We start from the raw sequence: 13,506 nt of genomic DNA, 5'->3' as shown, positions 1-13,506 counted from the left end.
ATCAACACCGAGTGCGGCGCGTACAGCGGCGCGGATAATCAAACGTCTTCATATTTGCAACGGGGTCCTCATGCGGCATTTCAGAATTTCCTTTTTAGTCACTTTTATCCTGATGGCTGTATCAGGCTGGTGGGGTTACAGCCATGGCGGCATGCCGGGCCTGATCCAGGCGCTGTGGATCACGGGCGTGCTGGGCATCATGGAAGTGTCGCTGTCGTTCGACAATGCGGTGGTGAATGCCTCGGTCTTACGTCACTGGAATGAATTCTGGCAAAAACTGTTCTTGACGGTAGGTATCCTCGTGGCCGTCTTCGGCATGCGGCTGCTGTTTCCATTGGTCATCGTTTCCGTCGCCACGGGCCTGGGCCTCGTCGACGTATGGACCATGGCCACCACCACGCCCGATGTGTACGCCAAGCACCTGACGGACAACCATGCGCAAGTGGCAGCCTTCGGCGGCGCCTTCCTGCTGCTGGTGTTCCTGAACTTCCTGTTCGACGACGAGAAGGAATTGCACTGGCTGGGCTGGGCCGAGGAAAAAGTCAACGCGCTGGGCACCGAAAGCCTGGCCGTGCTGATCACCATGGGCGCCGTGGCTGCCTGCGTGGCGATGGGCCCCGTGGAACAAAAATACAGCGTGCTCGCGTCGGGCATCGTCGGCATCGCCGTCTACATCGGCGTGAACTGGATCAGCGGCTTGCTGGAAGAAGGCGAACCGGACTTGCAGGATGACGCAGAAGAAAACGCCGCGCCGGCCAGGAACGGCAATGGCGACCTGGTAAAAACCGTGGCGCGCGGCAGCATCGGCGGCTTCCTGTACCTGGAAGTACTGGACGCCTCGTTCAGCTTTGACGGCGTGATCGGCGCGTTCGCCATCACCAACGACGTCGTCATCATCATGCTGGGCCTGGCCATCGGCGCCATGTTCGTGCGCTCGATGACGGTATACCTGGTGCACAAGGGCACGCTGGACGAATTCGTCTACCTGGAGCACGGCGCCCACTATGCGATCGGCATCCTCGCCTTGATCATGCTGGCGTCCGTCAAGTACCATATTCCGGAGTGGTTCACGGGCCTGTCGGGCGTGGCCTTCATCCTGGTCTCGCTGTGGTCATCCTTGCGTTATCGCAAACGGCACGCGGCACAAGCTTGAAATCGGGGGTTCCGCCCCCAATTGAGAGAGTAATGGCACGAGCGCCTTGCGCTCATCCCATGAAGGCATGTTTAACAACACCTGACAAAACCGTAGCGAGCGGAAGGAAGTTGTGGCAGAGAAGCGCAACTGTACGAAGGTACAGTGAGCATCGCAGGCCGCAAATTACGACGCGCAGTAGGTTTTGATTGGCGTTTTGAGTTAATTACTGAAAAGGAGCACCACATGGCAATCAGTTTGCAAAAAGGCGGCAACGTCAACCTGAGCAAGGAAGCACCGAACCTGAAGAAGATCATCGTCGGCCTCGGCTGGGATCCTCGTTCGACGGACGGCGCCACCTTCGACCTTGACGGTAGCGCTTTCCTCCTGAAAAGCGACGGCAAAGTCCGTGGCGACTCTGACTTCATTTTCTACAACAACCTGAAGTCGACCGACGGCTCCGTCGTCCACACGGGCGACAACACCACGGGCGAAGGCGAAGGCGACGATGAGCGCATCGAAATCGACCTGACCCGCGTGCCAAACGACATCGACCGCATCAGCATCACGGTCACTATTCACGACGCCGACGCGCGCCGCCAGAACTTCGGCATGGTCTCGAAAGCCTTCATCCGCTGCCTGAACGCGGAAGGCGAAAAAGAAATCGCCCGCTACGACCTGTCCGAAGACAGCTCGACGGAAACGGCGATGATCTTTGGCGAAATCTACCGTTACAACGGCGAATGGAAGTTCAAGGCCATCGGCCAGGGCTTCAACGGCGGCCTGGGCCCACTGGCCCGCTCGTTCGGCGTCAATGCCTAAAATTCACACGCAGAAAGCCTGCCTGGCTTTCTGCGATGAATTGGACTAGTGTCATATCATTACTGCCGCCTGCACAGTTCAGGCGGCTTTTTTTTGGAGATTTATCATGCCAGTATTTAGTGTCACGGGCGACGTCGATCCTTTCCTCCACGTCAGCATGAAACAGGGCGAAACCATCTATTGCGAATCCGATGCGATGGTGATGATGGAAACGGCGCTGGACTTGAAAGGCAAGATGACGGGCGGCCTGGGCAGCGCCATCATGCGCCGCTTCGCGAATGGCGAATCGTTCTTCCAGCAGCACATCGAAGCGGTGCGCGGCAGCGGCGATTGCCTGCTCTCGCCCACCCTGCCGGGCGCCATCGAAGTGGTCGACGTGGGCGCGCGCCAGTACCTGCTCAACGACGGCGCCTTTGTCGCCGCCACCTCGGGCACGGAAATGAAGGTGCGCACGCAAAGCATCGGCAACGCATTGTTCGCCCAATCGGGCGGCTTCTTCGTCATGGAGACGGCTGGCACGGGGCAAGTGGTGGTGTCCGGCTTCGGCTCCATGTTCCAGCTCGATGTCGAGCCGGGCAAGGATGTCGTGATCGACAATTCCCACGTCGTGTGCTGGGACAATAGCCTGAAATACGAGATTTCCGTGACCACGGGCGGCGGTTCGGGCGGCGGCGGCATCGGCGGCTTCCTCGGCAATATCGTCAACAGCGTGACAAGCGGCGAAGGCATCGTGCTGCGCTTTTCCGGCTCGGGCAAGGTGTTCATCTGCTCGCGCAATCGCGACGCCTTCCTGAAGTGGACGGCCAGCGGCAAAGCCGGCTGATTCCCCCTCCTCTATAAGGCCAGGTTAAGTCTGGCCGCTTAGAATCCCCGCGCGCGCACCTGCGCGCGGCTTCCCCCTATTTCCACCCGGTCCCCGTACATGCAAAGAGTCTGGTTCAACAAAACATTTTCCTCCGTCGGCACGGCCATGCGCCTGATCCGCGAGGCCGATATGGCCGCGACAAACGGCGCGCCCCGCTATCACCTCGTATGCAGCAATACGAACGCGCACGCGGCCGCCTTCCTGGCGGCCCACGAATACGCGGTCGAACCGTCCGGCCTCACGGGTCTCGATTATGTCGAGTGGTGCCTGGAATTTTGCCGCGGCCGGGGCATCACGATTTTCTGGCCCGGCAAGGAAGCAGGCCTGATCGGCAGCGCCAGCGCGCGCTTCGCCGCCATCGGCACGCGCGTGCTCAGCGTGGCCAGCGAAGAGACCTTGACCCTGATGCATGACAAGGCGCGCTTCTGCGACGGCCTCGATCTGCCCATGGCGCGCCCGGCCGACTACCGCGCCGTCACAAACATCACCGAATACGACGCCGCCTGCGCCGAACTGCGCCCGCTGCACCGCAAGCTGTGCATCAAGCCGTCCGAATCCGTGTATGCCCTGGGCTTTGCCATTCTCGATGAAGAGCGCACCAGCGCCCAGCTGCTGCTGGCCGGCGCCGCCTACCAGATCAATGCGCAAGAGCTGCGCAACGGCCTGGCGCAGATGGAAACGTTCAAGACCCTGCTGCTGATGGAATACCTCGATGGCCACGAATACAGCGCCGACTGCGTCGCCGACCAGGGCAAGCTCATTTGCGCCGTGCCGCGCAAGAAGCTGCACGGGGGCGGCAGCGGCCAGCTGATCGAGCTGCGCGCCGACTTGCTGGCGGCCTGCGACAAACTGGCGCGCGACTACCGCCTGAATGGCGTCTTCAACATCCAATTCCGCGAAGGCGCGAATGGCCTGGCCTTGTTGGAGATCAATCCGCGCATGTCGGGCGGTATCGGCATGGCGTGCGCGGCCGGTCCCAACCTGCCCTACCTGGCGCTGGCCGGTTTCGACCAGGGCTTTGACAAGCTCACCGTGCCCGCCATCCAGGAAGGCATGCGCGTGGGCGAAGCCGCCTACGCCGTGGAGCTGCCATGAACCTCGTCAAGCAGCAGATGCCCACGGGCGAACTGACCTTGAAAGTGGACGAGGCGCGCTTTCCGCTGGATTGGCTGATCGGCTTTGCCGCGCGCGCCAACGCCAAGCGGGGCTTTTTGTTCCTGTCCAAGGTGCTGGGCAAGCACTGGCCCGTCACGCCGCGCGCCATGCAAACCATCCACGACGACCTGGCCGCGCAGATTCCCCCCAGCCTGCCCGGCCCCGTGGTCTTCATCGCCATGGCGGAAACGGCCGTCGGCCTGGGCCAGGGCGTATTCGAGGCGTGGCTGCGCGCGAACCCGAATGGCAAGGCCCTGTTCTTGCACAGCTCGCGCTACCGCGTGGGCAGCGTGCCCTTCTTCGAATTCGAGGAATCGCACAGCCACGCGCCGCGCCAGTTCCTGCATTTTTCGGACGTGGCCAGCGCCCTGTTTTCCACCGCTCGCAGCCTGGTGCTGATCGACGATGAAGCGTCGACCGGCAACACCTTCGCCAACCTGGTGCAAGTGTGCCGCGCGCGCTATCCGCAGCTGGAAAAGCTGCACCTGGGCGTGATCACCAATTTCATGGGCCAGGCAGCCAACGCGGGCTTGAGTGAGCGTTTCGGCCTGCCCACCAGCATAGGCGCAGCCTTGTCCGGCCAGTACGCCTTCCAGGCCGGCGATGCGCCGGCACCCGTGGCGGCCAGCGCGCAGCGCTTCGAGGCGAATGCGGAACGGGGCGCCAGCCCCGCGTTCGGGCGCATCGGCGTGGGACGCGCCTTGAATCCGCCGCAAGGCCTGGCGGTGCAGCTGGCGCAGGAAATCGGCGCCGGCGATTCCGTGCTGGTGCTGGGCACGGGCGAATTCATGCATCCGTCGTTCCTGCTGGCGCGCGAATTGGAAAGCCTGGGCAAGAACGTGGTGGTGCAATCGACCACGCGCTCGCCGATTTTGTCGTGGGGTTCCGTCGGCCACATCGTCCGCTGCGACGACAATTACGGCGAAGGCATCACCAATTACCTGTACAACGTGGCGCCCGGCCAGTACCAGCACGTTTTCATCTGCCATGAAACCCCGGCCAGCCCGGCCCTCATGCAACTCGCCGGCCAGCTCAATGGCCGCCTGTTCCACTTTCAGTCAGAGACCAAAATTGAAGAAATTCCTGTTTGTTGATCTGGACGACACACTGTTCCAGACCCCGAAAAAATGCCCCGGCGAGACCGACCTGCAGCCTGCCGCCTATCTGAAAAATGGCGACGCCTGCTCGTTTACGACGGCGCGCCAGCGCGCCTTCTTTGACTTTGCGCAAAGCGGCATGACCCTGATTCCCGCCACGGCGAGAAATGGCGACGCCTTCCGCCGCGTCGACCTTCCGTTTACCAGTTACAGCGTGCTCGATTACGGCGGCATCGTGCTGCAGCCGGGCGGCGCGCTCGATGCGGGCTGGCTGTCCCTGATGCAGGACGACATGCAGACGGCCTTGCCCGGTCTGCGGGACGCCATGCACATCATCGACGATTTCCAGGCCAAAACGGGCATGCCTTCGCGCGCGCGCCTGATCGAGGACTACAACACGCCGTTCTACATCGTCGTCAAGGACCATGAAGCGCGCGGCGAGCGCCTGGCCGACATCGAAGAGCAGGTGCTGCAGCAGTGGATCGCCACGGAAGGCAGCGACTACTTCATCCACCGCAACGGCAACAACCTGGCCGTGCTGCCGAAGACCCTGAACAAGGCGCGCGCCGTGGCTTACCTGCGCGCGGAACTGGAAGCCGAACACGGCCCCATCGTCAGCTTCGGCATGGGCGACAGCCGTTCGGACGCCCGCTTCATGGCCGCCTGCGACTACGCCATCATCCCCAACGGCACCCAGCTGGCGGCACTTACGGTGGCGGCGCTATGAACAAGCAGCATTTCAGCGGCAGCTACCGGCAGGAAGACGTGGAGTTTTTGCTCACGCCGATGGCGCTCGAACCCATCCTCGACCTGGCCGAAAAAGAGCGGCTGATCCAGTCGGGCCAGCGCCACTACAGCGAAATGCTGTCGCCGGAATCCCTGCCCTCGCCCGCCTACCTGGCCCTGTTCCAGAGCGCGTTCGCGGCCAACCGCCTGCAGATGGCGCGCGACTGCCTGCGCCTGGCGGCCCTGATCGCGGCGCGCCGCACGGGTCCCATCACGCTGGTGTCGCTGGCGCGCGCCGGCACGCCAGTGGGCGTCATCCTGGGCCATTTGCTGCGCCAGGTGTTCCAGCGCGAGTGCCAGCATTATTCCGTCTCCATCATCCGCGACCGCGGCATCGACGCGAAAGCCTTGCAGCACATCCTGGCGCAGGGCCATGGTGACGCCTCCCTCGTCTTCGTCGATGGCTGGACGGGCAAGGGCGTGATTTCGCGCGAACTGCGCCAGACCGTCAACGACTTCAACGCCGCCAATGGCACGGCGATCGACGGCGGCCTGTTCGTGCTGTCCGACCTGGCCGGCACGGCCGCCTGCGCCGCCTCGGCCAGCGACTACCTGATCCCGTCAAGCATTTTGAATGCCACCGTCTCGGGCCTGGTCAGCCGCTCCGTGTTGAATGAAGCCATCGGCCCGGACGACTTCCACGGCTGCGTGTATTACGCGCAGTTCGAACAGCACGACCAGTCGCGCGCTTTCGCCGACGGCCTCGTGGCCGACGCCATGGCGATTGCCGCCAGCAGCGGCATCCCGCTGGCCGAAGCGAGCGATGCGCCAGCCATGGCGGCCCGCTCGCAAGCCTACATGGCCGCGGCGCAGCAGGAATACGGCATCAGCGACATCAACCTGATCAAGCCAGGCATCGGCGAAGCGACCCGCGTGCTGCTGCGCCGCGTGCCCGAGCGCCTGATCGTGCGCGACACGAATGCGCCGGACGTGGCACATTTGCTGCTTCTGGCGCAGGAAAAAGCCATACCCGTCACAGTAGAACCGGCGCTGCCTTACCAGGCGGTCGCCCTTATCAGGAGCGCAGTCGATGGATAACAACTCCCTACACCCGCAAAGCGAGCACAAGGCGGCGCTGGGCGCCTCCATGTATGTGCCGACCACGCACAAGGACTTGCTGGCGATCGCCAATGGCGACAAATTCAGCCATTTGCGTTCGGTCATACTTTGCACCGAAGACGCCATCGCGGAACGCGACCTCAGTTACGCACTGTTCAATTTGTCGCTGGCGCTGCAAAACATGGGCGCCGAATCGGATACCTTGCGCTTCGTGCGCGTGCGTAATCTCGAAGTGCTGGCGCGCGTGCTGTCCATGCCCGGCGCCGACAAATTGAGCGGCTTCGTGCTGCCCAAGTCCACGCGCCACAACTTCGCCGCGTATTTCGAGCTGGTGCGCCACACGCACCATTTGCTGATGCCGACCTTGGAAACGGCAGAAGTGTTCGACGACGAGGAAATGAAGCAGTTCCGCCTCCTCCTGTCCGCGCCGGAAGTGCGCCGCCGCATCCTGGCCCTGCGCATCGGCGGCAACGATCTGCTGGCCCTGCTGGGCTTGCGCCGCCCTACCAGCGGCACCATCTATTCAACGCCGCTGGGACAGGTCATCGGCCGCCTGGTGACCATCTTCAAGCCGCACGGCTTCCAGCTGACGGCGCCCGTCTTCGAACACCTGTCGCAAGGCAGCTGGCTGGACGCGGAAGTGGCGCAGGACATGGCCCACGGCATGATCGCCAAGACGGCCATCCACCCGGACCAGGTGCCGCAAATCGAACGCCACTACCAGGTGGCGCAGTCGGACATCGAACTGGCGCTGCGCATCATCGACCCGGACAGCCCGGCCGTGTTCCGCATGCAGGAATCGATGTGCGAAGTGGCCACGCACAGCAGCTGGGCGCAGCGCATCATCGAGCAGGCGCGCCTGTTCGGCATCCGCCACGCGGCCGACACGGCGCCGGCGCACGCACCGACTACCTCATTGACTCAACTCTCAAGCGACGAAGGGATTGCACGACCATGACCAATTTCACACGCGGACAAAAAGGCAAACTGGCTGACCTGGGCTTGAATGGCCCGTTTGCCGTCACGCTCGATATCGTATCGGGTTCGATGGAAGTGGACGTCAGCTGCTTCGGCGTCGATGCGGCCGGCAAGCTGTCGGACGACCGCTACATGGTGTTCTTCAACCAGAAAAACGCGCCGGACAACGCCATCACGGTGGAGCTGAACGGCCCCCGCTCCACCTTCCAGATCGACCTTTCCCGCCTGCCCGCCTCCATCGACAAGCTGGTCTTCACGGCGGCGACGGAACAGGGCAGCATGCGCGCGCTGGGAAATTCCAGCATGGCGCTGGGCCAGGCAGCCACGTTTGCCTTCACGGGCAATGACTTCCAGGACGAAAAAGCCGTCATCATCGGCGAACTGTATCGCCGCGACGGCAGCTGGCGCTTCGGCGCCGTGGGCCAGGGTTTCGCGGGCGGCCTGGCGGCGCTGCTGAAGCACTTCGGCGGCAGCGAGGCGGCGCAATCGTCCCCGGCGCCGGTTCCCGTGCCAGCGCCAGCAACCCCGCCGGCGGCGAATAAAATCTCGCTGTCGAAGATCCGCCTGGAAAAGCGCGGCGACAAGATTTCGCTCGACAAGCGCGACAGCGGCGGCTATGGCCGCATCCGTGTCAACCTGAACTGGAACCAGAACGCGTCGCAAGGCCAGGCGCCCGCCTCGAAACTGGACACGGGCTTCCTCGGCAAGCTGTTCAACAAGCCGGCCGGCCGTACGGGCGGCATCGACCTCGACATCGGCTGCCTGTTCGAAATGAGCAGCGGCGCCAAGAGCGCCGTGCAGGCGCTGGGCAACAGCTGGGGCGCATATGACCGTCCGCCGTACATCCACCTGGAAGGCGACGACCGCACGGGCAGCGTCAGCAGCGGCGAAAACATCTTCATCAACGGCACCCATTTCGACCAGATCAAGCGCGTGCTCGTGTACGCGTTCATCTACGAAGGCGTGCCGAACTGGGCCGCCACGGATGGCGTCGTGACGATCGAGATTCCCGGCCAGCCGACCGTGGAAGTGCGCCTCGACAGCGACAGCCAGCACGCCATGTGCGCCATCGCCATGCTGGAAAACCACGGCGGCAACCTGCAGGTGACAAAATTGGTGGAATACTTCGGCGGCCAAGGTAAAATCACGGCGCACCAGGCGATGGACGAGCGCTACAACTTTGGTCTCAACTGGAAAGCCGGACGGAAAGATTAATTCTTTCTCCAATTAAACAATTCACCTCCCAACATGACCCCAACGACCAAAAAAGTCACCTTCGCCTTCGCCATCTTCCTCGTGGCCGGCTTCCTGCTGCTGGCAGCCTACACGTGGATGGCCCTCAGCTTCTCGTACTCGGAAGGCGAACGGGCGGGCTACCTGCAAAAGTTCTCCAAGCGGGGCTGGATCTGCAAGACATGGGAAGGTGAATTGCTGCTGACGGCGCTGCCGGGCACCATCCCGGAAAAATTCCAGTTCAGCGTGCGCGATGAAGAAGTGGCGAAGCAATTGACGGCCGCGGCCGGCAAGCGCATCCTCGTCACCTACAGCCAGCACAAGGGCGTGCCCACGCAATGCTTCGGCGAGACGGAATATTTTGCCGATAAAGTCGTATTGAGCCAGTAATAAGACAGCAATACGACCGCAAGTCCAGCAGTCCCGCGCCGGCCAGCCTTACCAGGCCGGCGCCTCACACATTCCACTTTCTTGTACACTTGTGACAATTTCTGGCTGAACAGTTTACAAATGTAGTCAATGTGCAAGATTCTTGTGCCATCGCATGTCGCTCCGCCAGCCGATCGTCAGCGTGTATTCACCCGTCACTGGAAACGTCATGCGCATACCATTCATCGTCCTGGCGCTGCTGGCCGCCTCGCACCCCCTGTCCGCCCGGGCACAGGACCTGTCCGGCATGGCCGGCGCCCTGAAAGTCAGCTCGACCAGTGAACGCACCTTTGTGGCCGCCGTCAGCTACACGCAGCCGGTGGGCAACTACAATGCCGTCAGCCTGTCCTACATCAACGAGGGCCATCCGCAAGACCATCACCGCGACGGCATGGCGGGCCAGGCCTGGCTGCGCACGAAAAAAGTGGAGCAAGGCCTGATGCTGGGGGCCGGCGTGGGCCGCTACTTCTTCTTCGACACGGCCAGGACCGACGACGGCCTGCACAACTTCGACAATGACCACGGCTGGGGCTCCATCGTCAGCCTGCAGGCACGCTGGCAATTCGACAACCGCTGGTATGCGCAAGCGCAGCTCAACCGCATCAAGCCCGACGGCAAGGACAACACCACGCACCTGCTGCTCGGCGCCGGCTACCGCTATGACGGCGTGCCGGGCGCCAAGCTGCACTTGCAGAACTGGGCGTACGACGACACCTTGACCTTGGCGACGGGCCACACCATCGTCAACAGCCTGCGCTCCGAGTCCTCGCGCCCATTTACGCTGGAATACCGGCGCGCGGCGGGAAAATATGTGGACTGGACCGTCACCGCCCTCGATGAAGGCAACGCCGACCTGGCGCACCGGCGCGGCATGGCCGCCCAGCTGTGGCTGATCCGCTCGCTCAATGAAAAGGTGGAATTCGGCATGGGCGGCGGCCCCTACGTGGCGTGGGACGGGCGCGACACCCAGGGCCACGGCACGCGCCTGACAGGCTTGCTGTCGGCCGTGGCCCGCTACCACGCCAACCGCCGCTGGGTGGCGCAAGTGGCGTGGAACCGGGTGGTGACGGATTATCACCGCGATGCGGATGTGCTACTGGTGGGGGTGGGGAGAAAATTCTGATGGAAAAATGTAAAAAATCTTCTCTTCCACTAAAGTAACGATATCGAACAAAACCGTAGCGAGCGGCAGTGATTTGTGGCTGAGAAGCGCAACCGTACTTCCAGTACGGCGAGCATCGCCAGCCGCAAAGCGCGCCGCGCAGTAGGTTTGCTTCGGTATCCTGCCTAGCGCGAGCGCCAGACGGCTCCCGCGTCATTCGGCTGCGTCAGGCGCTCGATCACTTCGCGCGTCAAGCTGGCCGAGCTCACTTGTTCGGCTTTCGCGCGGGCGGCGCTCAAGGAGCTGGAAAACGCGCTTTGCGGCTGCTCCAGGCTGGCGCGCAGGGCGGCCAGTTCGCGCTCCTGCTGCTGCGCGCGCGCCGTTTCCATCTCCAGCAATTGCTGCTTGGCCTCGGCCATCGCGCGCGTCGTCTCGGCTGCCTTGCGCTGCAGGGCGGCGTGGGCCTGGGCGCTGGCCAGCAAGGCTTGCTGTGCAGCAAGCTTCTCGCTGGCGGCCTGCTGCGCGGCCAGTTCCAGCTGCTCGCGCTGGCGCATGGCGTCGAGCGCCTGCTGCTCCATCGCGGCGCGCGCGTCGGCTGCCGCCGTCGCCTGCTTTTCCGCTTCCAGGCGGCCGGCAATCGCTTGCGAGGCGCGCTCTTCGGCGCTGCTGGTCTGGCGCTGCTGCACCAGTTTTTGCGCGATCAGCGCCAGCGACTCGCGTTCGGCCGCGACGAAATCGCGCTCGGACGCCAGCAGCGCTTCGGCGGCTTGCGCCTTGTCCTCTTCCACGCGGGCGCGCTCGCTGTGCACCTGCCCCAGTTCCACGGCCAGGCGCGCCTGCGCCTGCACGGCTTGCGCGGCGGCGGCTTTCTGCTCGCCTTCGACCAGCGCCTGGTCCATCAGGATGCGGATGGCGTCGGCTTCCTTCTGCGCCGCTTCCTGCAAGGACTGTTCGGCCGCATGCTGGCCGCGCAGCAGTTCCGCCTGCGCGCCTTCGGCGGCGATGCGTTCCTGCGCCGCGTTGCACGCCAGCGCTTCCGCTTCCAGTTTTTCTTTCAAGGCGGCGATGGCGGCTTGTTCGGCGGCCAGGCGTTCCTGTTCCGCCTGCAGCAGCTGCTCGGCCTGCAAGGCTTTTTCCTGCGCCAGTTGCGCTGCCTGTTCCTGCGCGGCTAAAGTTGCTTTTCCAGCATCGACCTCGGCCTGCTCGGCGTCGTTCTGGCTGGCCGCCAGTTCCGCCGCCTGGCGCGCCAGTTCGGCCCGCTCATGCGCCAGGCTGGCGGCGCGCTGCTGTTCTTCCAGTTCGCGGGCCGCCGCGACGGCAGCTGCCTGCTCGGCCGCTTCGCGTGCCTTGGTCTGTTCCAGTGCGGCCGTTTCCGCCTCCAGCTTGGCGTGGCCGGCGATTTCCGCATCCTGTTCGGCGGTCACGCGGGCCAGCGCCACGGCGCGCAGCTGGCGGTCCACCTCGATGCGCGCCTCGGTGGCGGCCAGGATGCGCACGTCGGCATCGCGGCGCGCCTGCGCGCTGGCCACGGCGACCATTTCCAGGCGCTCGCGGTGGATGGCCGCGTCGCGCAATTCCTTTTCCGTCTGCAGGCGCAAACGCAGGGATTGCGCCGCATGGCGTTCCGATTCCGCCTGCGCCAGCGCGATGGCTTCGCGTTCCTGCTCCAGGTGCGCCAGCGCGCGCGCTTCTTCCAGGGCACGCACTTCGGCGGCGGCGCGGTTGAAGGCCGATTCCAGCGCGATCTGGTCGGCGCGCTCGCGCTGCACCGTCAAGTCCAGCGCTTCGCTTTCCGCTTCGGCCAGCATCTGCGCCGTCTGGCGCGCGCCGTGCGCATGGCGCTCGCGCTCGCGGGCCAGCACGGCGACTCTGGCGTCGGCCGAGGCGATGCCCACCATTTCTTCCTTGGCCGCCTGCACGGCGGCGACGCGCTCGACGGCTTGCAGGCGCGCCTGCTCCGTCTGCACTTGCAATTCTTCAGCGGCGCGGGCGGCCTGTTCAGCCAGTTCCGACTGCACGGCCACTTGCTCGCTGGCGCGCAAGCGGCTTTCCTGTTCGGCGCGCGCACGCTGTTCGGCGGCCAGGCGGATTTCATTGTCGGATTCCACGCGGGCGCGCAATTCGGCCGTTTCCTGCTTGACGGCTTCCAGGCGGGCCACGCTGGCTTGCGCGGCGGCGCGCATGGTATCGAGACGTTCGCGGTTGGCGGCAATCGCCTCTTCGGCCGCCTGTGCATTTTGCTGTGCGGCAGCGGCGGCGGCGGCGTCGATGGCGGCGCGGTCCTCGGCCAGCGAGCGCACGCGCGCCTCGGCCAGCGCGCGGCTTTCGGCGGCGCAGGTGGCCTTCGCTTCCGCTTCCACGCGGGCAATCGCCTCGTGGATGGCTTTCAATTCCATTCTCTGGCGTTCGGCGGCAGGCGCCTTGGCGTCGGTTTCCGCTGCCGGTTCGGCTGGCGGCTGGGGCGCAGGGAGCTCAGCGGCGACTGGCGCAGCAGGCACGGGCGCCTCGGTCTTGCGCTCCAGGTCCTTGAAATCATGCAGCGAGACCATGCTGTCCTGGTCGAACTCGTCGTCGGCGGAATACGCGACGGTGAGGGAGGCGGCCTGGCGCTGATTTTGCTGTGCTTGCATGATTTCTCGCTTATTCGGGTGAATTCCGTTGCTTATGGGAATTTATTACCACCATTATCGAACAGGCATGCACAAATCAGCGCAGCAAGAAGAGCCTGTTTTACCGCTCTTTTCAGGATTTGCCAGGGATTTAAGCGTCCGAGAAAATGCTCAGGGCAAGGCGCATTGCCGAAGGCAGTACGAATAGTACGCCTAGGCAATGCAACGCCGCCATGGGC

General features: G+C 63.8%; 12 protein-coding genes. 11 read left to right on the top strand and 1 reads right to left on the bottom strand.

Annotated elements, in window-relative coordinates:
- Positions 1-70 precede the first annotated feature (70 nt).
- The 11 genes from OX459_RS27490 to OX459_RS27440 all read left to right on the top strand — a co-directional run bounded on the left by OX459_RS27490 (position 71) and on the right by OX459_RS27440 (position 10,679).
- Positions 71-1,153: a DUF475 domain-containing protein gene (locus tag OX459_RS27490; RefSeq protein WP_251350920.1), complete on the top strand. Its 1,083-nt coding sequence runs from the start codon at positions 71-73 to the stop codon at positions 1,151-1,153.
- A gap of 225 nt (positions 1,154-1,378) precedes the next feature.
- On the top strand, positions 1,379-1,954 hold the full coding sequence (locus OX459_RS27485) for a TerD family protein (protein WP_086146096.1): 576 nt from the start codon (positions 1,379-1,381) through the stop codon (positions 1,952-1,954).
- A 106-nt stretch (positions 1,955-2,060) separates the two neighbouring features.
- Positions 2,061-2,777: a TIGR00266 family protein gene (locus tag OX459_RS27480; RefSeq protein WP_070224704.1), complete on the top strand. Its 717-nt coding sequence runs from the start codon at positions 2,061-2,063 to the stop codon at positions 2,775-2,777.
- Positions 2,778-2,876: 99 nt separating this feature from the next.
- The gene (locus OX459_RS27475) at positions 2,877-3,914 is read left to right on the top strand and encodes an ATP-grasp domain-containing protein (protein WP_289907418.1); all 1,038 of its coding nucleotides are present in this window, start codon (positions 2,877-2,879) and stop codon (positions 3,912-3,914) included.
- A complete protein-coding gene (locus tag OX459_RS27470; RefSeq protein WP_289907417.1) occupies positions 3,911-5,068 on the top strand; it encodes a phosphoribosyltransferase domain-containing protein in 1,158 nt (385 codons plus the stop codon). The genes OX459_RS27475 and OX459_RS27470 overlap by 4 nt, the downstream gene beginning before the upstream one ends.
- Positions 5,046-5,798, top strand: a complete 753-nt coding sequence (locus OX459_RS27465; RefSeq protein ID WP_289907416.1) for an HAD family hydrolase — start codon at positions 5,046-5,048, stop codon at positions 5,796-5,798. Before OX459_RS27470 ends, OX459_RS27465 begins: the two co-directional genes overlap by 23 nt.
- Positions 5,795-6,895 (top strand): cysteine protease StiP family protein, encoded by a 1,101-nt coding sequence (locus OX459_RS27460; protein WP_289907415.1) that lies wholly within the window; start codon positions 5,795-5,797, stop codon positions 6,893-6,895. Before OX459_RS27465 ends, OX459_RS27460 begins: the two co-directional genes overlap by 4 nt.
- Positions 6,888-7,874: an HpcH/HpaI aldolase/citrate lyase family protein gene (locus tag OX459_RS27455; protein WP_289899329.1), complete on the top strand. Its 987-nt coding sequence runs from the start codon at positions 6,888-6,890 to the stop codon at positions 7,872-7,874. Before OX459_RS27460 ends, OX459_RS27455 begins: the two co-directional genes overlap by 8 nt.
- Entirely contained in the window at positions 7,871-9,109 is a 1,239-nt protein-coding gene (locus OX459_RS27450) for a TerD family protein (protein ID WP_289907414.1), read from the top strand. Before OX459_RS27455 ends, OX459_RS27450 begins: the two co-directional genes overlap by 4 nt.
- Positions 9,110-9,142: 33 nt before the next feature.
- Positions 9,143-9,517 carry a hypothetical protein gene (locus OX459_RS27445; protein ID WP_046682297.1) on the top strand — a complete coding sequence of 125 codons (375 nt, stop codon included), beginning with the start codon at positions 9,143-9,145 and terminating at the stop codon, positions 9,515-9,517.
- Between the two features lie 208 nt (positions 9,518-9,725).
- Positions 9,726-10,679, top strand: coding sequence for a hypothetical protein (locus OX459_RS27440; RefSeq protein ID WP_289907412.1), 954 nt, complete (start codon positions 9,726-9,728; stop codon positions 10,677-10,679).
- A gap of 164 nt (positions 10,680-10,843) precedes the next feature.
- Here OX459_RS27440 and OX459_RS27435 read toward each other — a convergent pair whose 3' ends face one another.
- Positions 10,844-13,288 carry a hypothetical protein gene (locus tag OX459_RS27435; protein WP_289907411.1) on the bottom strand — a complete coding sequence of 815 codons (2,445 nt, stop codon included), beginning with the start codon at positions 13,286-13,288 and terminating at the stop codon, positions 10,844-10,846.
- Positions 13,289-13,506: the final 218 nt, after the last annotated feature.

It is taken from the genome of Janthinobacterium sp. SUN026 (assembly GCF_030397625.1).
Lineage (GTDB): Bacteria > Pseudomonadota > Gammaproteobacteria > Burkholderiales > Burkholderiaceae_D > Janthinobacterium > Janthinobacterium kumbetense.
The sequence above is the reverse complement of the archived record's forward strand: the minus strand, read 5'-3'. Positions and strand labels throughout refer to the sequence as shown.